Origin of the sequence: Mucilaginibacter gossypii, from assembly GCF_017569325.2 — a bacterium.
Taxonomy (GTDB): Bacteria; Bacteroidota; Bacteroidia; order Sphingobacteriales; family Sphingobacteriaceae; genus Mucilaginibacter; species Mucilaginibacter gossypii.
The window spans coordinates 6291060-6317226 of record NZ_CP071878.2; the positions used below are offsets into that span (position 1 = coordinate 6291060).

Genomic DNA, 26167 nt, shown 5'->3' on the forward strand with positions numbered 1-26167 from the left:
TCAACATGAAAACTTTAAAGATAAAAAGCGTCATAAAATCCACGCTTTTGCTAACGGTCTTATCTACGGGATGTAAAAAAGTGCTTGATGAGCAACCGCGTTCCTCCTTCACCCCGGAATATTTTAAAACGGTACAGGGTGTTAATGGTGGATTAACAGCCATGTACGCGCACCTGCGTAATATTTACGGGCAGGCTTATTACTATAATTCGGGTGTTACCGGTACCGATGAAGCTACATGGGGTCAGAGCGCCGACGGAAACTTCAAAGACCTGGATTGCTCAGGCGTCGGTATCATATCTTCAACCAGTTATCCTACCAGTATCATATGGGGCGAGTCTTTTACAGACATCAACACTGCCAGCGGTGTAATCGAAAACGCCAGTGCCGTGGGGATTTCCAGCGCTCTGATTGCTGAGGCCCGCTTCTTCAGGGCATTTGATTATTTTTTGCTGGTGCAGTCCTACGGCGGCGTACCGCTTGATCTGGGTTCGGGAGCGTTGAAATTTAATATCACGCCTTCAAGGACGTCAGTGCGTAATACCGTGCCCGAAGTTTATACAAAGGCGATTTTCCCGGATCTGCTGCAGGCGATCAATGATCTGCCGGAAACCGGCCGGGTAACCGGCGGACTGACCAAAACGGCAGCTCGCCTTTTCCTGTCTAAAGCCTATTTAACTTATGCATGGTGGTTGCAAAATCCCAATAGTATCCCGACCTACCCCGCAAGTAACCGGACAGATCCCAATGGACACGATGCCGCGTGGTATTTTCAAAACGCCTACGATATCGCCACCACCGCGATTGATAATCCGGGCCCGTTCAAATTACAGCCAACATTTTACGATGTGAATGTTGGAACAAACGACCGTAACAGCGAAATGGTGCTTTATGCAGACCATACTCAAAGCAGTGAAAAATATAACGGTTCGAGTTTGACCTACGGAAGCGGCGGCGCTCCGGATAACTTTGCCGGCTGGATGATGACCTGGAACTATCCCAACATAATCAGTGGCGGGGTGAACTCTGTTCTGCGTGAGGCAGATCAACATTTGGGTCGGCCCTGGGTTCGTATGGCCCCTACTGTTGAAGTACTGAAAAACACTTTCGCTGATAAAGTGAACGATTCGCGATATGACGGAACTTTCACAACCGTATATCGCGGAAACTGGCAAAAGGGCGGAAATACGGCCCAGACCTTAGCCAATGCCAACGGCTTGCCCGTTGCACAGGGGGGCGCGATACTCTCGTTCCTGGATAATGACGATCCGAACGTAGTGTATGCCAAAGGAAACGGGAATGTTGGTGCCGGACTGCTGCCAGGTAGATCAGATTGGGTGGTCAACCCTGGCGATATAAGCCGGATAATTTATCCGGGACTCTGGAAACTGGGGCCGTATCGTACAGATAACGGCACAGGTTTGGGACAGCCAAATGCCGGTAGTACGCGTCCTTATCCAATTGCAAAATTCTCGGAGCTATACCTGATCGCAGCAGAGGCAGCAGTTAAAGGCGCCACTGTTAAACCAGGAAAATCCGCACGTGAACTCGTTAACGTGCTGCGGGCACGCGCAGGCAAGTGGCGTTTCAATAATAATGGTAATGTAGTAAAGATTGAAGACGATAGCCAGGCTATGATGGCGGCTACGCCCGCAATTATCGACATGAACTATGTATTAGCGGAGCGTTCCCGGGAATTTTATGCAGAAGGCGGCCGCTGGTTCGATCTGGTACGGACACAAAAGTGGGGGGAACTTGCTGCTTCCTTTACAATTGCAGGAACCACCTTTGGAGACCATACGCCGGTTAAAGTTACACGTTCTATCGACTCACATCTCTATCTTCGCCCTATTCCCCAAGGGCAAATAGATGCATTGGTTATGAGCGCTGCTGATAAGGCTGCCTACCAGAACCCGGGCTACTAAGCTGGAGAAATAATGATTTTTTAATGAGGCTGTTCAATTGTGAACAGCCTCTTAATTTCTTCCGTTCGGTAATGCTTAGCGCACAGCATTTGCATAAATTATACAATGATCTTTCTCGTGTTTGAGGGACAATTTATACAGCGTAATGCAGCTTTACATTTTAACATTTGTAATATTGTATTGCGCAGGCCTATTCGGCGATTCCTGTTTTCTTTAAAACGGAGCGTTTTCAAAAATCAATCGTGATAATTAATCCGGGTGATAAAACATTTTTCATAGGGCTAATAATCAATATATTATAAAAGCAAAGCAACTGTACTTTAGAAAGCGACTTATACTATAGCCAATAAACTGACTTGCAAACCGGCACGGACTTGTATACCCTGTCATAACTAAACTGATAAAATTGAAAAAGATATTTTTAGCAATAATTGCAGGCCTTTTTTGTGCCGTCGCCTGGGGGCAAAACAATCAATCCGCTCTTCGGGATCTGCGTTATAGGTTATGGTACACCAGGCCCGCCACCAACTGGAATGAGGCACTGCCGATAGGGAATGGTTTTATCGGCGGAATGATCTTTGGTGGGGTACAGCAGGAACGCATCCAGCTCAACGAATCTACCATCTGGGGAGGCGCCCCCAACAACAACATTGATTCGGCCGCTAAGCCTCATATTGAAGAAGTACGCGTGCTTTTAGCGCAAAAAAAATACCTGGAGGCGCAGGCGGCTGCCAATAAATATCTCGGCCCGAAAGGCAACAGCGGCATGCCCTATCAACTCGCCGGCAATTTGTATATCAATTTTCCCGGCCAAACGGACGTCAGCAATTATTACCGCGACCTGGATATCGAACATGCTACAGCCACAGTACGGTACAGCTGGGGAGGTGTTCAGTATAAGCGGGAATACTTTACGTCTTTCAAAGAACATGTGTTACTGGTGCGCCTGAGTGCTGATAAACCGGGAATGATCAATTGCAAGGTAAGGCTCCAGAGCCCGCTTGTACAAGAGATTACCGCAGCTAATCAGGAAATCGTTCTTTCAGGTAAAAGCAGCGATCACGAAAATCAAAAAGGCCAGGTTAGGTTTAATATGATCGCCCGTGCAAAAAATCATGGGGGCACGATACAAACGGATACTTCCGGGATGACCATCGCTCATGCAGACACGGCGACTATTTATCTCTCCATCGGCACTAATTTCATCAACTATCACAACCTGTCAGGAAACGCGCCTGGGCGGGCCCGCAACGATATGCAGGCTGCCTGTACCAAACCGTTTAATACCCTGCGCCAATCTAATATCAGGTTTTATCAGTCGTACTTTAACCGGATAAAACTGGACCTGGGCGTGACAAACGCGATCAAGCTGCCCACAGATGTGCGGATACAAAACTTTGCAGGTAACAACGACGCCCAACTGGCCGAACTGTATTTTCAATTCGGGCGTTACCTGCTGATCTGTTCGTCACAACCGGGATCACAACCGGCCAACCTCCAGGGCATATGGAACGGGGAACTGAAAGGCCCGTGGGATAGTAAGTATACCGTCAATATCAATACTGAAATGAACTATTGGCCGGCTGAGGCCACCCAGCTGTCTGAGCTGGGCACGCCTTTATTTAACCTCATCAAAGATGTTTCCGTAACCGGTAAGGCGACAGCCAGGCAGATGTATGGGGCAAGGGGCTGGATGCTTCATCATAATACAGACATCTGGCGGATTACCGGTATAGTGGACGGCGCATTCTGGGGTTTATGGCCAACCGCAAATGCCTGGCTATGCCAGCATCTGTGGGAACATTATCTTTTCACGGGAGATAAAAAATTTCTGAAGCAATATTACCCGGTAATGAGAGGTGCCGCTACTTATTTCGTTGATGTGCTGCAAAAAGAACCGGATCATGGCTGGCTCGTCGTAAGCCCGTCTGTTTCGCCCGAGCACGAATATATAACCGGGAGCCATGAGGTGTCGGTTGCTGCCGGAACCACGATAGATAACCAATTGGTATATGGCTTATTTACAGATGTTATATATGCTGCGGCAGACCTGAATACGGACAAAACATTTGCCGATTCGCTGAAAGTGCTGCGCGAAAAATTGCCGCCAATGCAGGTGGGCCGGTACGGGCAATTGCAGGAGTGGCTGGACGACCTTGACCGGCCAACTGACAATCACCGCCACGTATCGCACCTTTACGGACTTTTCCCGGGGAACCAGATCTCTCCTTTTATACATCCGGAATTATTTGCCGCGGCCAAAAATTCATTGGTATACCGTGGTGACGTATCTACCGGCTGGTCAATGGCCTGGAAGATTAATTTGTGGGCCCGGTTATTGGATGGCAATCACGCTTACAAGCTAATCAAAGACCAGATAAAACCGGTCATGACCGGATCCGGCGGCACTTATCCCAATTTATTTGATGCACATCCCCCCTTTCAGATTGACGGCAATTTTGGCTGCACTTCGGGGATCACCGAAATGTTGATGCAAAGCCATGATGCTGCAATCTATCTGCTGCCTGCTATGCCCGACGACTGGAATAAAGGCAGTGTAAACGGGCTGATGGCCCGTGGCGGATTCAAGATAGACCTGGCATGGTCAGGCCGTCACCTAACAAAACTCGTTATACATTCGGCCCTTGGCGGGAATTGCCGGCTGCGTGTTAACGAACTGCTGAACAACCGGATGTTAAAAAAAGCGACCGGGGTTAACAGCAATGGATTCTATCGCATCACCGACATCGCGCAACCCATTATCAAAAAAAACGATAAAGATTTAAGCCTAAAACTCCCGAAAAGTTATTTATATGATCTTCCAACCCTGGCAGGTAAAACATACCGCATTATTTAGGCAATTAATAAGATGAGTTGTAGTAGCCATTCCGCTATAAGCCTATAACAGGCAATTGGCCGTCGATATGATAAAAAAATGCCGGACAAACCGGGCTATCCAGCCCCGTCAATTTAAACATCGAAGTATAAATGCCCTGCCTGCTGGCCTTTGGAAAACAATATTAATAAAGATGAAACAAACCCAATTTAAACTTATCTGCACACTCATGGCGGCGGTTTTCACCGTAAGTCAGGCCGCCGCCCAAACAAAAGAAAAACAAACATTTTTATCTCCTCCCCTCATCAGATCGATTTATACCGCAGATCCCTCCGCACATGTTTTCAATGGTAAAATTTATATTTACCCTTCTCATGACATTGACACAGCCGTAACCGACAACGGCAGCGGCGATCACTTTGCGATGAGGGATTATCATATCCTTTCGCTCGATCATATCAACGGGGCGGTAGCCGATCACGGGGTAGCCCTCGATATAAAAAATATCCCCTGGGCGGGAAGGCAGCTATGGGCGCCGGATTGTGCTTACAAAAATGGCGTATACTACCTTTACTTCCCGGTGAAGGATAAACAAGATGTTTTCCGTATTGGCGTTGCTACTTCCAAAAATCCCGCCGGGCCTTTTAAAGCCGAACCACAGCCAATTGAAGGCAGTTTTAGTATAGATCCGGCGGTTTATACAGATTCGGATGGCCAAAGTTATATGTATTTTGGCGGTATCTGGGGAGGTCAGTTACAGCAATGGGCCACGGGTAAATACCAGCCCAACGGTTCCAAAACCGACCTTCAGAACGATGATGCCCCGGCGCTCAGCTGTAAAGTGGTCAGGCTAAGTTCGGATATGAAGCAATTTGAGGGGCCGGTGAAGGATGTTATTATCCTGGACGAGAGCGGGCGCCCGCTGCTGGGAAAAGACCATGACAGGCGTTTTTTTGAAGGGCCCTGGATGCATAAATTTAAAGACAAATACTATTTCACCTACTCTACAGGTGACACGCATTACCTGGCATACGCTACAAGTGATAAGCCATTCGGCCCCTTCCGCTATAAAGGAATATTTTTGAAACCGGTGCAGGGCTGGACCACGCACCATTCTATCGTAGAGTTTAAAGGAAAATGGTACCTGTTTTACCACGACACGGAAATCTCCGGCAAGACACACCTGAGAAATGTTAAGGTAACGCCGCTTTACCATCGTTCAGACGGCAGTATTGCCCTGATTGACCCGTTTAAATCAAAATAAATTTAGAATTAGCTACGGCCTTCAATTAAACTAAAGACCGTAGCTAATTAATTTATTATCTTTTTTCCGCCCATGGATGGCAATCGGAAAGCACTGAGAACGCCTGCCTTTATGATTAATTAGTTTGGGGCAGCTTATTTAAACAATAATGATCTTATTGCCAAAGCATTCTTAGATCCTTTTATCTTGACATATAGATCATGCTGACCGGCAATGGCGGGTATCTTTGCAGATATGGCCGACCATTTATTCAATGAGCCTGTACTTTTAACCGGTATAACCGCGATTCTCCTGCCGTCTTTGTTTAGGTCATCGATCCATATTTCAACGCTGCCGTTACTAAGCGCCGCGGCGGTCAAAGAAATATTGGTTGCTTTGTTTGCCCCTCTCCCCATATCCACTCCGCCCAACATCACCCAACCTCCGGCATCATTATTTAAGATAGCGCCATCAACCTGAGATAACGTAACGCCCCAATAATTATTGGCGCCTGCTAAAGGCTGCTCCGAATAACCGTCTTTATAAACGAAAAGATCGAAATCCGCTTCCCTGCCTTCAGCAAAAAGGCCCAGGCTGGTACCTACCCACGAATTAAAATTAGGCTGGGCTTTGTCCAGTTCACTTGCATTGATGACCGTACCGATTTGATGCCATTGCAGACCATCAGAACTGTAGTAACCGGTTAGCTCATGCGCTTTTCGCTCCAGCTTCAGCCATACGCTTTCCCCAATTTTGTTTTCTGTGCTGAACGACTGGCTGCCCATCGCGAAATTGAATATTTTTCTGCCTTCTTCAAACCCCGTACAAAGACGCACGTTTACCGATTCATTGCCGGAAGCAAGGTAAATCCCCGCCTCTTGCCCCGATGCCAGGGCATTCAGCCTTACCCGCGTAACGAGCGAATAATAATGTCCCGCCTCTTTTTGCAGAATGTGGGTCCTGCCAATTTTCGGCTTAAGCCTAAGCCAGCCTTTATTGTCAGTGACTGAATACTGTTGCGCAGCGTTCTTGTTGAAAAAATGCCAATACAACGACAAATTTGAACTTGAAAATTCATCCGACCTCGGTAAGCGCCAGGCCAGGCCGTTATTTGTAAGATTTGGACGTGTAAGGGGCATATCTGAGGGATAAGGAACAAACGGACGGCCGTCGGCTGTCCACTGAACCTGCAAAATCAGGTCCTGCCTTCCCTGGCCGCTCCAGTCATCCCCTTTGGGCGCATCATAACTTTGCGCGATACACCACCAGGTACCGTCACTTAACCGAAATGGGGACGACATATGATTGACTGATCTGAACCTGTTATCCGGATCTTTTGAAAATGCGAATATTTTTCCAAGGTTCTCCCATTTCGCTGAATCCGCAGTAAGTGATCTTGAACGAAGTACATACTGCCCGCCTGTAACATCACCAGCCATGAAGTAATAATACCAGCCCTCCCTCTTACACATCACAGGGCCCTCAGCCCAGCTATATTTCTTGTCATGATTGATCCAGTCCAGGTTAATCAATTTGCCTGTCAGGTGGCCGGAACGATCGATCTGCTGTATGCGGTTAGCTGTCTGACTGGCTTTAATGATCATGTAAGGTGTGCCGTCGTCATCTACGAAAATAGAATTATCGTAGCCGATAGGCCCTGTATCCGGGGTTGTTTTAACTTTTTCAGGCGCAGACCATGGCCCCGACGGTTTCGTGGCGCTTGACATGTATTGCCCGCCCCCTGCGCTGTTTGAAAAATAAATACGATAAACGCCATAAAAATAGGTTATTGCGCCTTGCCAAATGCCGGCACCCGGCGCCCCGGACTTTAACTCATCCCAATCCGCGGGCACAACCCTTGAAATGAGCTCCCAATGCAACAGGTCTTTGGAATGAAGAATCGGTAAGTTAGGGACGAAATGAAAACTGGAGCCGCACATGTAAAAGTCATCGCCAACCTTTAAGAGTGTCGGATCCGGATGATCCCCGGCGAGCACCGGATTGACATAAGTTCTAACCAGGGTTGCTGCATCCTGGGGGTAAGGGGCCGGCTTGATATCTTCTACCTTATTGAACTGGGCCATAGCGCCATGATACCAGAAGAAAGAACAAACAACTATTAAACTACAACGGGAAATAATGGATTTGAAAGTCATCAGTGTACAAATGAATATAAAACCTAAAAATATGATTACAGCATTCGCCCGGATGTCCTGTATGTAACTAATCGTACAACGAATGTGCAAAACCGCCATATTGATAACGCTTGTTGCAAATTTCGAATAGCTGATTATCCATATTGTCGTTAGACTTTAGATAACACTATCAAAGGTGCCGAATTATCAAAACAAGGTTATTGTTCCATTTTTAAGTCATTGCGGCAATAGTAATGAGTATAAAAAAAGGTAAAAAGTGTCTTTCCTGTATGTGCCTTTTTTATAAAAAATTGTTAAGAATTGTACTGTGCGCTTTCCTGGTGATATGGTGAGTATCTTCCGGGCTGAACGTGTGCAAGGCGTCCGATTTGTCACTTATAATGACTATAACAAATGATAAACATTAGGCACAATTGGCGTATTACCGGGCCTTTTGTAATATCCGCAGGGCCGGTTGGTTTAAATTTTCGACGAATTAAAAAAATATTCAATTTTAATTATTTAAGACACGTTTATGAAAACAGTTGTCAGGTATCTTATTAATGCTTCAGCGCTGTTGTTTTGCTTTCAAACTTCAACAGCACAACAGTTTGTCCATCCGGGGCTGCTTCAAAGCCGCGAAGACCTGGCCAGAATAAAAAACGGCGTTGCCATGCGCATTGAGCCCATTTTTACGGGCTATAATGAATTAAAAGAGAATCGCCAGTCGCAGTTCGATTATAAAATGCAGGGGCCAATGGAGATGGTTGGCCGAAATCCTACCGTGGGCCAGGGTGTTTATGATGCTGACGCCAATGCTGCCTATCAGAACGCCATCATGTGGACCATAACAGCCGATCAACGTTATGCGGAAAAAGCAAAACAAATTGTTGATGCCTGGGCATCAACATTAAAATCCATAACAGGCCGTGACGCCGTATTAATGGCCGGTCTTGGACCGTTCAAAATGGTTAATGCCGCGGAAATTTTGCGCTATACCAATTCAAACTGGGCAACTGTCAAAATTAAGCAGGCTGAGAAGCACTTTAAAGAAGTGATTTATCCGGTTATTAAAGATTTTGCACCTTTTGCTAACGGCAACTGGGATTCAGCTGCACTAAAAACAATGATGGCCATAGCAGTATTCTGCAATGACCGGCCAATGTTTGAACGTGCGATTGTTTACTATCAATACGGCGAAGGCAACGGCAGCCTGCCCAATTATATTATTAATGAAGAAGGACAGTGCCAGGAAAGCGGAAGAGACCAGTCGCATACGCAATTAGGTATTGCGCATCTTGCCGATTGCGCCGAGATAGCGTGGCAACAGGGACTAAACCTTTACGGTATACTCAATGATCGCCTGCTCAGGGGCTTCGAGTATACCGCGAAATATAACTTGGGGGAGGATGTTCCTTATTTGCCCGCAATGGACCGGACCGGAAAATATTTGCATGCTCAGATAGCTACAGAAGGGCGCGGCAAACTGCGTGCGGTTTATGAAGAGGTATTTAATCACTATGTTCACCGGGCGAATAAAACGGCCACTTTTACGCAGAAAGCTGCCGAAAAGGTACGGCCGGAACCGCAGGGTACACCGGGTGCAGACCATATTGGCTTTGGTACTTTATTGTACTCACGCAGTATACAAACTATTGATCCCTATGCAACCATTACGCCCTGCACACCGTCGGGATTGACGGCCGTGCCCGGGAATGGGTCCATTCAATTGACGTGGGTACCGGTACGGGGAGCCATTTTTTATCAGGTTAAAAGGGCAGTCAACAGGAAAGGAAAGTTTAAGATAATCTCCTCCAGGGTTATCAATGCACAGTTTCAGGATAAAAATGTAGCCTCGGGGCGCAAGTACGTGTATACCGTATCGGCGGTGAATAATAAAGGTAAAAGTAGGGACGCCTATCCTGCTGCTGTTACAGCGGGATTGCCCGCAGGATGGTCGGTTACCGATCTCGACCCCAAATCAAAAAAAGGACAAGCACGGTCATTGGAATCTGGTTTTACTGTTGAAGGTACCGGGATGGGATTTACCGGAAACGAAGAGCAGGCTACCTACATCCATCACAAATTAGTGCCTTATCAAACGCTCGCCATTCATTACCAGCCGCAGTTGACTTCGCAGTTCACCGGTTTCGGCATTTCGTTCAGGCAGTCTGCGAAGGAAAAGGGGACCGGGGTAAATTTGCTGATATATCCAGAAGTTTCGCAACAACTTGAGGCCCCCAAATGGGTAGTAACCTGTACGGCTCGGCTTCACCCGGGCGATAGTTTAACACAGGCAGGAGCAACGCTCAATGTAAAAGAACCTGTTGTATCTTTTAACCGCATGACAGGCGGTTGCTGGTTGAAGTTGGTTCAGGAACAAAACCAGGTAAACGCGTTTTATTCCGCATATGGCAAAGAGTGGCAACTGATCGGGACTGTAGCACAAAACCTATCGCTGACAGAAGCCGGCATAATTGTTTTTTCAGGGCTTGAAGCGGTATCTACAACGGTTAAATTTGATCAGGTTAGGTTAGAATAACCTTTTAAAAATGTTAGTATAGCCGGAAATGCTGACATCGTCAGGTCGGGTTTATATAACAAAAAGTCTATTTGGAACAACAATATTCTTTTTGATACCCATAAATTCGTATCAACCATTTAGCCTGAGCGAACAAAGCCGTGATCATATCTGCTGGTTGCACCATCAATTTTGGTATGCCTGCGGTCTAAAAGCCCGGATTTTTACAGGACTTGATAAGCCGGGTCAACTGAGGTGCAATTATAAACTTTGTTTAAACTGGTTACGATGTTACAGATTTTTAAACCTGATAAATGAAAACTAAGCTTTCCCTGATTTTTTAATACTATGTTCGGTAATATTTCTTTTGCGCCCATTATTGCTGGCCTTGTTTCAGCCCTGCTTTGTTTTAATAAAGCCAGTTGCCAGCCTAAACAAGTAGCTCCGCTATGGGGCAACTGGACTCACTGGGGCGACCAACCCGACGGTACTTACCGTAACCCTGTCTTACCTGGTGATTACAGCGATGCGGATTGCATCCGGGTGGGTACTGACTGTTATGCCGTGTCCTCTACGTTTCAGTATTCGCCTGGTTTTGTGATCCTGCACTCTAAGGATATGGTGAACTGGCGCATCCTGGGCCACGCCGTCAACGATATTTCGGTGATTTCGCCCGCTATGAATTACACCAGGATGGACCGTTATGGCCGTGGGATCTGGGCGGGTGCCATACGCTATCACAACAACCGTTTCTGGATCTACTTCGGTGATCCGGACGAGGGCTATTTTATGAGTTCGGCCACACGGCCCGAAGGCCCCTGGGCACCTTTAAAACATGTACTGAGCGAAAAAGGCTGGGACGACTGCTGCCCGTTTTGGGATGATGACGGCCAGGGCTACCTGATAGGCACCAGGTTTGCCGACAACTATAAAATACACCTGTTTAAAATGTCGGCCGATGGCTCTGTTATTGACCGGGAAAGCGACAAGGTGATCCACCAGTCGCAGGGCAGCGAGGCAAACAAGCTGTACAAAATTAATGGCTATTATTACCACCTTTTCAGCGAGGTGCGCAACAACGTAAGGGTGCTCATGATGGAGCGGGCCAAAGATATCCGGGGCCCTTACGAAGGCCCGCAGCAATTGAGCGAAGGTCAGCCGCAATTTAACGAACCCAACCAGGGCGGATTAGTGCAAACGACTGACAGTAAGTGGTACTTTTTAACCCACCATGGCTCGGGCGATTGGTCGGGCCGGATATTGAGCCTGTTACCTGTAACCTGGACTAATGGCTGGCCTATCATTGGCCGGCCTAATGCTGCGGGCCTTGGCGAAATGGTGTGGCAGGCCCCCATGCCCGTAACCGGCACCGGCCGGGTAGTTCCGCAAAGCTCGGATGAGTTTACCGGCAGTATGCCGGGCCCACAGTGGGAATGGAACTACCAGCCCCGCGCCGACAAATGGTCCCTAACCCAAAGGAAAGGCTGGCTCAGGCTGCACGCCTTCAAACCGCTCAAAAACGATTTGCTGTATGCCGGCAACACCATAACCCAGCGCTGCTACCGCACCAACGCCAGCGAGGCCACCGTTAAAATTGACCTGAGCGGCATGGCTAACGGCCAGCGCGCCGGGCTATCGCACTTTGGAGCACCCCATTATGCGGCGGCCGGTGTAGTGCAAACCAGCCGGGGTAAACAGTTGCAGTTTTTTACTGAAAATGCAGTAACCGACGGCCCCATCATCAAGGGCAATAACATTTGGTTACGCACAGTGTGGGGCCTGGATGGCAAAAGTAATTTTACGTACAGCACGGATGGCAGGCATTTTAAACCCATTGGTGAAACCTATCAGTTAAGATGGGGATCATACAGGGGCGACAGGCTGGCCATCTACAGTTTTAACGACCTGCAAGATGCCGGTTTTATTGATGTTGATTACCTGCACTATCAATATTCCCATTAAAACAGATCCAAACAGAGAGCAGACAAACTGACCCTATAACACGCCTAACCCGCACCAACCTGATGATCCGCCTGAGATTTGCACTGCAATTATTACTCGGTTACAGTATATTGACCACGGCCCCGGCCGCCGCGCAATCCTGGACGGTAAGTCGAAAGTTGATAATTCGCCAGGTATGCTTTACAATTCTATGGTAATAGATACGCGCAGTTTAAATCATAAGCAACAAGCGCTGGCGATGGAAATTGTAGCCACTTTGCGGCCCAAACCTGCAAACTAAATAGCCGCCTCTTGATATTTCGAATTAAATTCTATCTTTGCATCCAATTCCTGATTTGTTAATCTTTTAAATATCAAGGAATCATGACAGAGCAAATCTACATATCGCCCCTTTCGCTCATTGCCTGATCAAGGCAGGCAAACCCTGTTTTTATTAAATAATTAAACGGTTGCGTCAGTAACCTGTGCATTATTTTGCCTGCCCCCAAATTCACTGGATTTTTTGAGCGCTCTAACAAGGGTATATCCTTACTCAAGGACGAACTGAGATCAAAAATCAAATTCAGGAAAATTAAATGAAAGTGTGATGAACACACATGAATGGCCGCGCTGTATCAAATCGGCACGGCGCAAAAGGCGGCTCGTTAAAACCGGTCGGGATAAACAACTGATACATCTGTACAAACGGCGTGATGAACTAAGTGAGCAAAGAAGGCTTTTGCCTATGGTTGCGCTTGAACACCCGTATCAACGTGGCTGGAAACGTTTTTTTGTGTTACGGGATGACCTGAAGCATAACCCGGGGAAGGACTTTTATGAAGCCTTGCTAATGAAAGTTAACACGGTTGAGTATCATCAGGACAAATCCTTCAAACGGAAAAAACGACGCAAACAACGTTATGTGTACCAGGCCAAACCGCAAATGCTGCGTGAATTGTCGCAGCATAGCTGGGATATCAACAGGATCAATTTAACCGAACAGGAAAAGACTTGCTTTACCCGTGTTGAAACTTTTGATGTTAAAACCTACCGTACCGAGGTGAAATACGTGTTTGCCGAGCCCTGGCGATATGTGCTAAAGGTAGCGCCGCATATGGTAACACATACTAAAATGATCGATGCGGATATTGAAAGGGAATTAGCGTGGATAGACGAACACATTGATAACAACCACTTGTGGCCGCGCATCAACCTGTTAACCCGTGGCCGGAGCTATCGCTGGAAAGATGAGTTTAACGACCGGCCAAAATACATTAACAAATTTAAAAACACACCAAGGTATGCCTGTAAAGAAGCTTACCCGGAATTAGAAACATAACCCACATGGGCAATTTAAGAACAAAAGATTTAAGTAAAATAGGTTATCATAATGATCAGCTGCGAAGCCTGGTTATTGGTATAATGTCTAAAAATTTCAAGCACCATAGTAAGCAGCAGCTACTGGACCTTTTGGTAGATATTAAGAACGATCCGGAAGCATTTCTGGATGATGTGCTAACAAGCAAGATAGCCGAAAAGGTAATTGGCAAAACGGATGCACCATCCTTTAAAGCGTTTGCACTGCGTGATGAACCGGTGTACTGCAAAACTTACGGTGGCATGGGCATTGAGCAATCGGCCAAAAAACAAATGGAGCTGGCTAATATGCTGCCTGTAAGCGTTCAAGGTGCATTAATGCCTGACGCGCACATGGGTTTTGGTTTGCCTATTGGTGGCGTACTCGCTGCAAACAACGCGGTAATTCCCTATGCTGTAGGTATGGATATTGGTTGTCGCATGGCGCTGTCAATTATCGATGAGAGCGACGGTTTTCTAAAACGGTTTGAATATCAAATTAAACAAGCCTTAAAAAATCATACTCATTTTGGTATGGAAGGAGGCCTGGATGTAAGGCAGGAGCATGAAGTGCTGGATAGCAGGGTATTTGATGAGGTCCCATTTTTGAAACCGCTGCGGAGTAAGGCGGTACGGCAATTAGGCACCTCGGGCAACGGAAACCACTTTGTGGAGTTTGGCGAGATCGAACTTTTGGCTGATAACGCTTTAGGTTTACCCGCTAAAAAGTATACGGCCTTGTTAACACATTCGGGCAGCCGGGGTTTAGGTTCGGCAATAGCGAGGCAGTACACGCAGATAGCCATGAATACCTGCAAACTTCCGCGCCACGCACAGCAACTGGCCTGGTTGGATATGAACAGTGAGGCGGGCCAGGAATATTGGTTAACCATGACCCTGGCCGGAGATTATGCCAAAGCTTGTCACGAGCGCATACACGCCAACCTGTTAAAGGCTTTAGGCTTGAAAGCTTTGCACGTGGTGGAAAACCACCACAATTTTGCCTGGAAAGATCAATTGGCTGACGGCCGGGAGGTTATTATTCATCGCAAAGGCGCGACACCGGCACATCAAGGCGAGCTGGGCATTATCCCCGGCAGCATGACTACGCCGGCTTACCTGGTATCGGGCAAAGGCACAAGTAATGCTTTATATTCTGCATCGCACGGTGCCGGCCGGGCCATGAGCAGGCAAAAGGCTAAGGACAGCATGACGGTTTCGGCCATGAAAAAGTTGCTGACCAATGCAGGTGTAACCTTAATTGGCGGTACCGTTGAAGAGAACCCCTTAGCTTATGAGGATATCGAGGCCGTAATGGCGGTACAAAGCGACCTGGTTGATATCCAGGGTAAGTTTTATCCACGTATCGTTCGGATGAATAAGGAGTAGTGATGAAAAAGATGATGATACAAATCACTTCAGGCAAAGGCCCGGCAGAATGCTGCCGGGTTGTAGCCCGCGTACAAAACCTGATGTTGAAGCAAGCCAAACAGCAAGGCATTCAGCTTGAAGTACTGGAAAACAAAGCCGGCGGGTTAAACGGCACTTTACTATCTGCTACGATGATGGCTACAGGTAATAACCTGGATGCCTTTGTAAAAGAATGGAACGGCACTATACAATGGATAGCGCAAAGTCCGTATCGAAAATACCATAAACGTAAAAACTGGTTTGTGGGCGTATCTGTTTTTGACGTAAAGGAACTGATGCAATGGAACCCTAAAGATGTAAAGCTGGAAACCTGTCGTTCGTCTGGGCCAGGCGGTCAAAATGTAAACAAGGTGGAAACCGCGGTTCGGGGAACCCATTTACCATCGGGACTGCAAGTTATGGCAATGGATACCCGGTCGCAGCTCGAAAACAAAAAGCTTTGTTTAGCCCGGCTGGAAGCCAAAATACTAATCTGGCAAACAGAACAATTGATAGAGCAACAGCAAAGCCAATGGCAGGAGCATAACGCCCTGGAGCGTGGTAATCCGGTTAAAACCATCAGGGCAGTAATTTAAACAGGCGGCAAAAGCAACCGGGTTTTTTCGTAAAAGCCTCAAAACGGCGTTTGGCTGTTGTTTTAGAGGTTTTGAACACTCTGATATTCTCCATCTGATAAAAAAAGCGGTCTTCAACTTGAAGGTCGCTTTTTTACTTTGGCCGCAATTTTGAATCATTTACTCTTTATACACCCCCACCCATCCAAATCCACTTTTAAAAAAATATCATCAACAGCAATGAGGGTAAAATGCTTCAGCCGTGTTTAAGAGGCAAATTTTAATAATCGTCTTAACAACACAAATGCTATGAAAGCAACATTCCTGATCTATCTTGTTATCTTTTTAATTTCGTTTAAATTTACTGCAGGCGCCCAGCAAAAAACGGCAACCAATGCCGATTCAGTATTTAAGCCCAAAATCGGATCATTTGACGCCGGTTACTCCTACTCGCCGTTTACCGTTAAAAATAAAAACATGAACATCAGGCAAGTGAATGCTTCGGTCAACGTACCGCTGATAAATAATTTCAGGGACGGAAAGCTTGATTTTTTACTTGCCGGCGTTAGTTACAGCGGGCTTTCCTTATCCGGAACAGGAAAATCATTCGGCGGTACTGATTTTTATTCTATTTCGGTACCCATCACTTTTCAAAAATCGTTTTCTGCAAAGTACGCGCTGCTGGTATCAGCAATCCCTACCTTATCATCCGATCTGAAAGATGTTTCGGGCGAAGACATGCTATATTCAGGCTTTGCCATGCTCAAGATCCGTAAGTCTAAAACCTTTTCCTACGCTGTTGGTGCGGGTTATTCACGGCAGTTTTTTGGTACGATACTGCTGCCGGTTATCGGGATAGAATGGCAGATCAGCGAAAAACTAAGCCTTAGCGGCACCCTGCCCGTTTCCGAAAAATTAAAGTACCAGCTCAACGATAAAAGTATCATTGGCTTCAGCAGCGACTTTGGTATTGGCGGGGGCTCGTATCGCCTATCAAAAAAAACAGGGTCAAATTATTTACAGGTACAGCAGTATAAAAACACGCTTTTTTATAATTACCAGCTGGCTAAAAACTTTTCGGTACAAATAAGCGGTGGTTACAATTTTGTGCAACAGCTTGACTTGTACAACAAAGATCAAAAAGTTAACTGGGCACCATTTAACGACCTGAACAAACGCGTTCACCTGGCCGAACTGAAAAAGACCGGCTTTACCGTCGAATCAGGGATCAGCTACCGGTTTTAACCCGGAGCAGGTGCAGGTATTTCTTCTCAATGTATAACATTAATCAACCGCAGCAATGGGAACAGCTATTAATTCAATGGTCGAGGTTTTTAAAACAAATGTTGAGGATCCGGCGCAGGCAGCAAAATTGGTGGGCCTGCTTCAAAAACGCATTACCAATAGCAGTGTAAATTTTGACCTGGAAGATTGTGATAAAGTATTGAGGATAGAGGGCCCGGATGTTTCTCCGCAATCGGTCGTGGGCATCCTTAAAGATTATGGCTACAAGTGCCAGCCGCTCGAATAAACATACCCGGATTATAATGCTTGTATTCCTGTTCGCTTGTCAAATAAACCCGAAAAGCTGTTAAAAAAACAGATGAAACGCGTTATTGAGAAAGCATCAAGGCAACCTGAAAAAAGCCGTTATGACATGTAAAATATATTTTAGGGATATTATGCGTGGGCCGCGTTAGGGATTGCAGTGTAAAGCCCACAGCGTGGGTTGGGATTGCGGGCGGGAAAAGCGAGGACTTGTAACGTAAAGCCCGGGCCGCAGGCAACGCCCAAATCTATAAAATCAATCGAAAAATATACTTAATAATCAATAGCTTACAATCATGCCATTATTAGGAACGAAGCAATCCCGAACTATACGGAGCAACTCTGCTAACTGGGGATTGCTTCGTTCCTCGCAATGACGGCTTTTTCAATAAGATTTTATCAAACCATTTTAAACTGCATCCAGGGCAATTATTTCAGCACAAAGCAGGAAGAAGGATGGGCCCTGTCGTTGTAAATATCGGTAAGCTGCGTTGGTCCCGAAACGGTATCAAAAACCATGATATTATTTTCGCCGGCTACAAAATGAGGCCATTGCTTATCATTAACCTGGCCCGGAGCTTTGCCTTTTATAAAGTTTACCCAGGTTTGGTGTATTTGGTTAGCGAGCTTAAGTTCTGTATCGTTAAAATTATTTTGTTTAGGTAAAAACCAAACATAGCCTAATTCATCGGCATGGGTTGCACCGGTACCATCGCGCTTGTAATCAAAACGGTACATCCAAACATGGCTGCCTGCCTGCGCTAATGTGTTAGCCAGCCGGTAGCTGTGCATCTGGTACATGTATTGGGTTAGTACTTTTATGGCAGCGCTATCTGCATTGCAATTTTTAGCCTCACTTTCAAAGTTTGATAAAATATAACGGTAATTATCACCAAACCAACCATATAGCACGGTGCTATCGGGGTGGTTGAGGCGTTTATCAAAATTCATAAACATTTTACTTTCAAACTTATTGGTACCGATCAGGAAGCGTACTTTATCATTTGTGTTTTTGAGGATATATTGATATGGATCCTGCGAAATCACCGCGCCATCTATCACCGGGCCAAAATAGTTGGTGCCCTGTGCCCCATTGCTGATCTTTGCCTGTGCTGCAATAAGTTTTTCGGCGGAGATTTTGAGGAGGTCGGCGGGTTTGCTAACACCCAGCTCGGTCATTAGCCGCTGCCTGATGCCTTTAGCCGTAACAGAATCCCGGATGCATTGCACGGCGCCGCTTTCTAAAATCTGCTGGTTGAAATAGCCTTTGGATTGCGGTGTTGCCAACAGGGCACTGGTGAGTTTAGCGCCTGCCGATTCGCCCATGACGGTAACCTTCGAAGCATCGCCGCCATCGCCGCAATATTTTGCCTGATCCATTTCAGCGCCATGATCAGATCGAGCAGGCCATTATTTCCGGATGATTGGTAAGCTTTGTTTACATCGCCCAAATACATAAAGCCGAAAACACCAAGGCGATAATTAATGGTAACGGTAACAACGCTGTCATCGTCGGCAAAAGCGTGGCCGTTCATCCCCATACCCGAGCCGCCTGTAAGCGAGCCGCCATGTACCCATACCAGTACCGGTAACCTGGCGTCCCTTGCTGTTGTTGGTGTATAAACGTTTAAAGATAGACAGTCTTCACTGCCTTTGAGCCCGCCTGCGCCGCCGCCCTGTGATGCCGGGCTTCCAAATTTTTCGCACGAAAGCGTATCTTTCCATGCCGTCATGGGCTGAGGGGGCATAAAACGCAAAGGGCCAACCGGTGGTTTAGCATACGGGATGCCTTTAAACACCAGGGTTGGCCCTTCTTCGATACCTTTTATCCAACCACCTGATCCCTTGGTTACAACTGTTTGGGCAGAAGTGGTAAAACCTAAAAATATGCCCAGTAAAAACGTGTAAACCGGAATCAGGCGGGTGATATTTTTCATAAAATGGCTGATCTTAATAAGTGGCAGCCAGCTGAAGCGCGTTATAAGCATTAACCACGCCGCCGGTTACACAAAGATCGGTAAACGGAACTTCTTTTTTTGTCTCCCCATCTTTAATCTCCACATTATGTGATATTTTCACTACCGATTTCATGATGATGTCCTTAACCTGTACAGCCGTTAATTTTGGATAATATGAACGGATGAGCGCTGCCAGGCCGGTTACAACCGGTGCCGCCATACTGGTACCATCATGCTCGGCATAGGCTGATTTTGGTGTGGTTGAATTGATGGCCACACCCGGTGCAAACACATCAACACTGGTTTTACCATAATTGGAGAAGGACGCTTTCAGCGTTTCATCGTCTTTAGGGCCCGACGCGCCAACTTCTATCCAGGCACCGGCTACACCGCTTTTATCTTCATAAATACGGTTAGGGACGTTCAGTTCAACTTCGGTGTTATTGTTGTCATTACCCGCGGCATGTACCAGCAGCACATCCTTGCTTAACGCAAATTTTACTGCCTCATCAACCGCTTTTTTATTGTATGAGTAACTTTTGCCAAAGCTCATGTTGATGACCTTAGCGCCGTTAGCTGCAGCATAACGAATAGCATTTGCTACATCCTTATCGCGTTCATCGCCGGTAGGCACTGTACGTACCGACATGATAGCTACATCATTGGCCACACCCATAACACCAAGGTTGTTATCCCGTATCGCGCCAATGATCCCGGCAACGTGGGTGCCATGATCAGCATCCGGGCCGGTTACGTCATTATTGCCATAAAAACGCTCATTAGCATTGTTATAGTTATCGCCCACGGTATCTCTTGAATTGAAATTAAGGTTGAGGTGATAATCCAACTGCTCTTTAAAGTGAGTTAAGCCGCCGTTTACCTCTTTCTCCCTGAACTCGGCTACATTTTTAAACGAAGGCAGGGCGCTTACCAATACACGTTTAACATAGGCCTCGCCATTATCTTTAGGCTCAAATTTGGTGATGTCATCAAGGCTTGGGTTTTGATTGCCCAGCTTGGTCAGTACCCCATCAAGCAGGGTATTGAATTTATTGATCACCGTATAGGTTTGCTGTGCTTTGGCAACCTGCTTATCCATATCAGCTTTCATAGCGCTGTATGCTTTAAAATCGGCAAGGTCTTTCCCGGTAAGTTTAGTACTGTCAACTTTGGCAAAGCGGGCGTTGTTGATCCGTACAAGGCGAGTTAGCTCCAGGTTATCATAATGTACATCCCCTTTGGCCGAGCCAATAAAATCCCAGCCATGTATGTCATCGGCATAGCCGTTTTTATCATCATCCTTTTTATTTGCGGCGGTTTCTTGCGGGTTGTTCCAGATCACCTTTTTAAGGTCCTCATGGTCCACATCAATACCCCCATCAATTACGGCTACCAGCACTGTAACGTGTTTTTTGCCTTTTAACAGTTCATTGTATGCTTTTTCGGTACTGATCCCAAATACAGAATCGGTTTTAAGATCAAGGTTTTGCCAGTTAGGTTTAGTTTTTGGAGCATCCTGCGCATAAGTGAATACAGGTAAGCAAAGCCCGGCTACCAGCACAAGCTTTTTAAGCGGAAAATTGTTTATCATTAATACTTTCAGTAATAGTTTATAAGTACAAAAACTCTAAAGTAGGTTTTTAATTGTTTAAAAAATGTGCGGGTTTGGTGATTTTAACACGTTTTCAGGAAAAAATATTTTTCTGATCACTCTACTTTTTGCTCAAAAATATGTTCAATTATAAATTTTGATTCTGCTACATAAACCTTTTTCCTGATCAGTTCCCGTAAATCGTCGGTGGCACCATCCCTTATCTCATACTTCTTTTCTTTGCAGGTTTTTATAAAACCTGTATACAATTGTTTCGCTTTGCCTGTTTCGCCTTTTGCAAGTGTGGCAAGCGCTATATTAAACATGGCGTAAGTGGCGTCATCCTGGTATTTCAGCGCCTTGTAAGAGTATTTTATACAGTCATCAAATTTACCAGCGCAATAATATGACCACCCCAGGTTCCCCAATGCATTGGCATAAGTGCTGTCAATAGCTATTGCTTTTTTGGCGGCATCAATAGCTGCCAGGTAGTTACCCGATTGCGTATAGCTTAAATTGAGCCCTACATAGGCGTATTTATAGGTCGGGTCGGCCTTTACTGCTTTCTGATGATAAGTTATGGCTGTTTCATATTGCTTTTTCTGATAGTAGCAATCACCTATCCTGTCGTATGGAAAAGGATATGATTTATCAATGCTGATAGCTTTTTGGAGATCTTTTATGGCATCATCCAATTTATCTGCGTAATAATAAGCGTCGCCGCGATCAACATAAAAAGTCCGTCGGTCGGGTTCCAGGTTGATGGCCTGTGTGTAAAGACTGATTGCTGTTTCGTATTCGTTTCTGTCGCAATAAATATCGCCTTTCAGGTTATAGCCGTCACCATCGTCGGCATTTTGGTTAATATGCAGATTGATAAAATAAAGGGCGCTATCAGGCATATCCATATTTTTGTAGCACCTGGTGAGGTTGTAGTAAGTCCAACTATAATTGGGCTTTAACTGTAATGTCAATCGCAGATCAGTTGCTGCTTCCTTATATTTTTCAAGATCGATCAGGCAGTCGGCCCGGTCATAATAAAGTACAAAATAGCCCGGAAAAAATTTAATGGCCTGGTTGTAATCAGCTATCGCCTTGTCAACCTCATCAAGATTATAATAGCACTTAGCCCGCATCTGGTATGCATGGGCATACTGTGGCCATACCGCCAATATTTGATCACAATACGTTATACATTCCCGGTATTTATGTTCATCAAACAGCATTTCTGCTTTCATTGTGTTGGCCGAAATCAATTCCGGACTGTCTTTTAGCAACCGGTTCAATTCAGTGCCCAAAGCCGATTTTCCTTTAAATGACGCGGTAAGTAATTTTAATCGTTTAGCAAAAACGGTATTAGGAGCATTTTTTAAAAAGCCGTCTAAAATTTTATCGGCATTTTTATCGCTGGGCTGTGATGTGAATACCAGTTTAAAAAAATCTTTCCCCAGCTGTTTTTCCGCAGGCGAAAGATTGCTATTGTCAGCAATATCCTTAACAAGGCTAAAAACTTCATAGCCCTGATAGGGCATGATCCGCGTTACATCTTTTTGTAAAGTGATGTTTTTAATGCTTTTGGATAGCAACATCATTCCTTTATCAATGCTGTCTTGCCTGAAACAGGTGATAGCCTCTTTTAAATAGGATGCATAGTCGCTGATCTGATAACCAGGTGCGGTTATTGGTACAGAAATTTTTTTACTGGAAGTATCCGCCGGTACTAAAGCCCAGGTGGTTAAGGGTCCTAAAATAAACAGCCAAAAAGCTATTGGTTTGAATGATAAGGTCATGCTATAAAAATAGCATATCCGGTTAATATTAAAAAATGGAAATGGGTTGCCTGCTTAATCCTATTTACCCAGCTCGGCCCTTACCTTTTTTACCTCAGCCGCAGTAACCAGGCTGCTGTTATTACCAAAGTTATTGCGGATGTAAGTGAGTACCGACGCGATATCAGCATCACTTAAAAAGTTATGCTTGGGCATGGCGCTGTTGTAAGGCCTGTTTTTGACTTTGATCGGCCCATCGAGGCCATTAAGCAGTACCCTTATAGCGAGGTCTTTTTCCATAAATTTACCACCGGTTACCCATTCCGATCCGCTAAGCGGCGGGATCATATTACCATCGCCGCGGCCATTTTTTTGATGGCAGTTGGCACAATAGGTATTGTAAATTTTAGCGCCGCCTTTGAGCATGCCGGTTTGCAAATCGCTCTTTAAAACATCGGGCAATCTGAAACCCGGCAGTTTTTTACGGAGCTCCATTTTGGCAAGTTCGGCCTTGCCAAACCCGGCTTTGTTACCCGTGTAGGAAATTTTCCAGATCTTTCCTTCCTCTGTTTCGCTGATGTATAAGGAACCATCGGGCCCCATGGCCAGCCCCATTGGCCGGTAAGCCGCGTCACTTACGCTTACTACCGTGTTTTTTCCGGTGAAGCCATCGGCAAAAACTTCCCATTGCCCAAAAGGTTTGCCGTTTTTAAAGGGTACAAAGCATACAAAAAAGCCAGCCTGTGGGTAAGGCGATCTGTTGGTTGAACCATGAAAGGCAATAAAAGCCCCGTTTTTATATCTTGCCGGAAACTGATCGCCGGTATAAAAAAACAGGTCGTTGGGGGCCCAGTGCGCTGGGAAAGCCATAATAGGCTGAGTGTATTTAGCGCCGTAGCCTGCTTTTATGCCATCGCCGCCATATTCGGGGTTCAGAAGTTTTTTCTTTTTAATAGGATCGTAATAATAGTATGGCCAGCCTACATCCGTGCCTTTTTTTACTTTAATAAACTCTTCAGCAGGCAGCACAGCGCTTTGCCAGGCACTGAATATTTTAGGGAACTGCAGACGCAGGTCGTCGCGACCGTGGGCTACCACATACAGGCAATTGTCGGCAGTATTCCAGTCCATAGCAACAACGCTGCGCATACCTGTGGCATAACGGATACCATCGGTCTGTACTTGATTAGGTTTAGCCTCATCAAACTGCCAGATGCCCCCATATTGCTGCAGCAAGGGGCAGCCCTTGATCCCTTTTGAACCGGGCACCCTGTTTTGCTCCTGGCAGGCGTTTGAGGGCGCGCCAAATGCCACGTACATGTGCCCGGCATTATCAAAGGCCAATGGCTTAGCGTCATGCTCATGCGGGGCGGTAGCATCATGCAAAATCAATTCGAGCGGGGCATCGGGTACCAATGTTTGCGGATTTAATTTGGTTCGATAAACATTTGCCTCCGAGCTGAAGTACAGGTATCCTTTATGTACCCTCATGCCTGTGCCATAGGGACCTTTGTCTTCATAATTGGCAAACTTTTTAATGATGTCTGCCCGTCCATCGCCGTTAGTATCACGCAGGGCAACGTTGCCGCCGATAGAATCGGGGAAGCGGAGTTTTACATAAATATCGCCATTGGTGTTCACCGCGATGTGACGTGCGCGGCCTTCCAAACTATCCACCACCACAACCGCTTTAAATTTGCCGGGCAGGAATAAGCCGCCATTGGTGGCAGTATCCTTAGCTGGCGGGACGGTGTTATTCCCGATGTTTTTAAAACTGACTATAAGCAGGGCACACAGTACCAGCATCACGCCGGTCGCGTTTTTTTTATTTTTCATTTGAGACGAACAGGTTATCTAAATGCAGGATTGGTATTAAACGGCAATGTCCTGCTATAAAAGCGATTTTGCAGGTAAATGTTTAGGAAGATTCATTTTTATTGCCTGAGAGACTAAATATTATAACATGGGCCGGATGTAAGGATATCATATTATCCCAAAAAGTCCTATCTTTTCAACAAAACAAAAGATCCATGCCCGAAACACATCCCGAAAAAAACAAATTAGGCCTGTGGACCAGTACTTCGCTGGTGATTGGCAATATGATTGGTGCAGGCATTTTCCTGATGCCAGCGGCTATGGCTTCGTTCGGGAGTATTGGTTTGCTGGGCTGGGTGTTCTCGGCAATAGGCTCGTTCTTTTTAGCGAAGGTTTTCAGCAACCTGAGCAAGCTGTTGCCACATGCTACCGGCGGCCCGTATGCCTACACCCGCGACGGGCTGGGCGATTTCATTGGATTTTTAGTGGCCTGGGGATATTACCTTGCTGTGGCCTGTGCCAACGCGGCTATTACTATCTCGTTTGTGAGCGCCTTAAGTACCTTTTTTCCAATATTGGGAAGCAGCAGTGTTATTGCTGTGATTACCGGTTTATGTTCTATCTGGTTATTAGCTTATATCAATACGTTGGGCGTCGTTACCGGTGGCAAGCTGCAATTGGTTACCACTATTTTAAAGGTGTTACCACTGCTGCTGGTAGCTATCGGCGGTTTGTTTTTCATCAAGGCGGCAAACTTTGAACCTTTTAACGCCAGCGGGACAGGCATAGTCAGCGCCCTGCAGGCAACCGCTACTATGACCATGTTTGCGTTTATTGGTATTGAAAGCGCCACCGTACCGTCGGGCAGCGTGGCCAATCCCGAAAAAACAGTGGCCAGGGCAACTATGCTGGGACTGCTTATTACCACCTTTATCTATATACTGGGGAGTGTAAGCGTGATCGGTATTATCCCGGCGGCGCAGCTGCAAAAATCACTTACCCCTTATGCCGATACCGCGGTGATCATCTACGGCAGCAGCGCCCGCTACTGGGTTAGCGCCGGTATTGCCATCGCCGCTTTCGGTTCACTGAACGGGTGGACATTGCTACAAGGACAAGTGCCTTATGCCATTTCAAAAGATCAACTTTTCCCGCCGATATTCAGCCGCACTAATAAAAAGGGGGTACCTTATATGGGTATTATCATCAGCAGTATTATGGTATCGCTGTTTATGGCCATGAATTATACCAAAGGCCTGGTAACACAATTTAAATTTCTGCTGCTGCTTTCGCTGTTGAGCGTTTTGATTCCCTATTTGTTATCGGCAGCGGCTTACCTGGTTATCCGGGTACGAAAAAGCCCAAAGGCGGGCGGCTGGGCCGGAGCTATAGCACTGGCTATGCTGGCTTTTGCCTATGCGCTTTGGGCTATTTCGGGAGCCGGGCAGGAGGCTGTATATTACGGCTTTTTACTGCTGATGGCCGGGATCCCGTTTTATGTTTGGGCCGCATTTACCAAAAATGCGAATTAGTTTTTCTTAAAT

Annotated in this window: 17 protein-coding genes; 11 read left to right on the forward strand and 6 right to left on the reverse strand. The window is 46.2% G+C overall.

Annotated features, from left to right (window positions below):
• The first annotated feature begins 5 nt into the window (after window positions 1–5).
• The 3 genes from J3L18_RS26960 to J3L18_RS26970 all read left to right on the forward strand — a co-directional run bounded on the left by J3L18_RS26960 (window position 6) and on the right by J3L18_RS26970 (window position 6025).
• Window positions 6–1925, forward strand: a complete 1920-nt coding sequence (locus J3L18_RS26960; protein ID WP_129571302.1) for a RagB/SusD family nutrient uptake outer membrane protein — start codon at window positions 6–8, stop codon at window positions 1923–1925.
• A 406-nt stretch (window positions 1926–2331) separates the two neighbouring features.
• Window positions 2332–4782, forward strand: coding sequence for a glycoside hydrolase family 95 protein (locus tag J3L18_RS26965; protein ID WP_223266275.1), 2451 nt, complete (start codon window positions 2332–2334; stop codon window positions 4780–4782).
• Between the two features lie 172 nt (window positions 4783–4954).
• On the forward strand, window positions 4955–6025 hold the full coding sequence (locus tag J3L18_RS26970) for a glycoside hydrolase family 43 protein (RefSeq protein WP_129571303.1): 1071 nt from the start codon (window positions 4955–4957) through the stop codon (window positions 6023–6025).
• Between the two features lie 134 nt (window positions 6026–6159).
• Here the strand turns inward: J3L18_RS26970 and J3L18_RS26975 are convergent, their stop codons facing one another.
• Window positions 6160–8160 carry a family 43 glycosylhydrolase gene (locus tag J3L18_RS26975; RefSeq protein ID WP_189549434.1) on the reverse strand — a complete coding sequence of 667 codons (2001 nt, stop codon included), beginning with the start codon at window positions 8158–8160 and terminating at the stop codon, window positions 6160–6162.
• Between the two features lie 514 nt (window positions 8161–8674).
• Here J3L18_RS26975 and J3L18_RS26980 point away from each other — a divergent pair.
• The 7 genes from J3L18_RS26980 to J3L18_RS27010 all read left to right on the forward strand — a co-directional run bounded on the left by J3L18_RS26980 (window position 8675) and on the right by J3L18_RS27010 (window position 17473).
• Window positions 8675–10681: an alginate lyase family protein gene (locus J3L18_RS26980; protein WP_129571305.1), complete on the forward strand. Its 2007-nt coding sequence runs from the start codon at window positions 8675–8677 to the stop codon at window positions 10679–10681.
• A gap of 327 nt (window positions 10682–11008) precedes the next feature.
• Window positions 11009–12622: a glycoside hydrolase family 43 protein gene (locus J3L18_RS26985; RefSeq protein WP_129571306.1), complete on the forward strand. Its 1614-nt coding sequence runs from the start codon at window positions 11009–11011 to the stop codon at window positions 12620–12622.
• Window positions 12623–13208: 586 nt separating this feature from the next.
• Window positions 13209–13940, forward strand: a complete 732-nt coding sequence (locus tag J3L18_RS26990) for a hypothetical protein (protein WP_129571307.1) — start codon at window positions 13209–13211, stop codon at window positions 13938–13940.
• Window positions 13941–13945: 5 nt separating this feature from the next.
• Window positions 13946–15346 (forward strand): RtcB family protein, encoded by a 1401-nt coding sequence (locus J3L18_RS26995; protein WP_129571308.1) that lies wholly within the window; start codon window positions 13946–13948, stop codon window positions 15344–15346.
• 11 nt (window positions 15347–15357) lie between these two features.
• On the forward strand, window positions 15358–15963 hold the full coding sequence (prfH, locus tag J3L18_RS27000; protein ID WP_223266276.1) for a peptide chain release factor H: 606 nt from the start codon (window positions 15358–15360) through the stop codon (window positions 15961–15963).
• A 288-nt stretch (window positions 15964–16251) separates the two neighbouring features.
• Window positions 16252–17187: a DUF6268 family outer membrane beta-barrel protein gene (locus J3L18_RS27005; protein WP_129571310.1), complete on the forward strand. Its 936-nt coding sequence runs from the start codon at window positions 16252–16254 to the stop codon at window positions 17185–17187.
• Window positions 17188–17242: 55 nt separating this feature from the next.
• Complete coding sequence (locus tag J3L18_RS27010; RefSeq protein ID WP_208102374.1) at window positions 17243–17473, forward strand: hypothetical protein; 231 nt, start codon at window positions 17243–17245, stop codon at window positions 17471–17473.
• Between the two features lie 446 nt (window positions 17474–17919).
• On the opposite strand, the gene J3L18_RS27015 is transcribed toward J3L18_RS27010, so the two are convergent.
• The 5 genes from J3L18_RS27015 to J3L18_RS27035 form a co-directional block, all read right to left on the reverse strand.
• The gene (locus tag J3L18_RS27015; protein ID WP_262511184.1) at window positions 17920–18816 is read right to left on the reverse strand and encodes a carboxylesterase family protein; all 897 of its coding nucleotides are present in this window, start codon (window positions 18814–18816) and stop codon (window positions 17920–17922) included.
• Window positions 18732–19427, reverse strand: a complete 696-nt coding sequence (locus J3L18_RS27020) for a carboxylesterase family protein (protein WP_262511183.1) — start codon at window positions 19425–19427, stop codon at window positions 18732–18734. The genes J3L18_RS27015 and J3L18_RS27020 overlap by 85 nt, the downstream gene beginning before the upstream one ends.
• 13 nt (window positions 19428–19440) lie before the next feature.
• The gene (locus J3L18_RS27025; protein ID WP_129571313.1) at window positions 19441–21039 is read right to left on the reverse strand and encodes a S8 family peptidase; all 1599 of its coding nucleotides are present in this window, start codon (window positions 21037–21039) and stop codon (window positions 19441–19443) included.
• A gap of 116 nt (window positions 21040–21155) precedes the next feature.
• A complete protein-coding gene (locus tag J3L18_RS27030) occupies window positions 21156–22829 on the reverse strand; it encodes a tetratricopeptide repeat protein (RefSeq protein WP_091169688.1) in 1674 nt (557 codons plus the stop codon).
• 60 nt (window positions 22830–22889) lie between these two features.
• Window positions 22890–24644 (reverse strand): PQQ-dependent sugar dehydrogenase, encoded by a 1755-nt coding sequence (locus tag J3L18_RS27035; RefSeq protein ID WP_208102373.1) that lies wholly within the window; start codon window positions 24642–24644, stop codon window positions 22890–22892.
• 194 nt (window positions 24645–24838) lie between these two features.
• Here J3L18_RS27035 and J3L18_RS27040 point away from each other — a divergent pair, with 194 nt between their 5' ends.
• Entirely contained in the window at window positions 24839–26155 is a 1317-nt protein-coding gene (locus tag J3L18_RS27040) for an amino acid permease (protein ID WP_129571314.1), read from the forward strand.
• Window positions 26156–26167 lie beyond the last annotated feature (12 nt).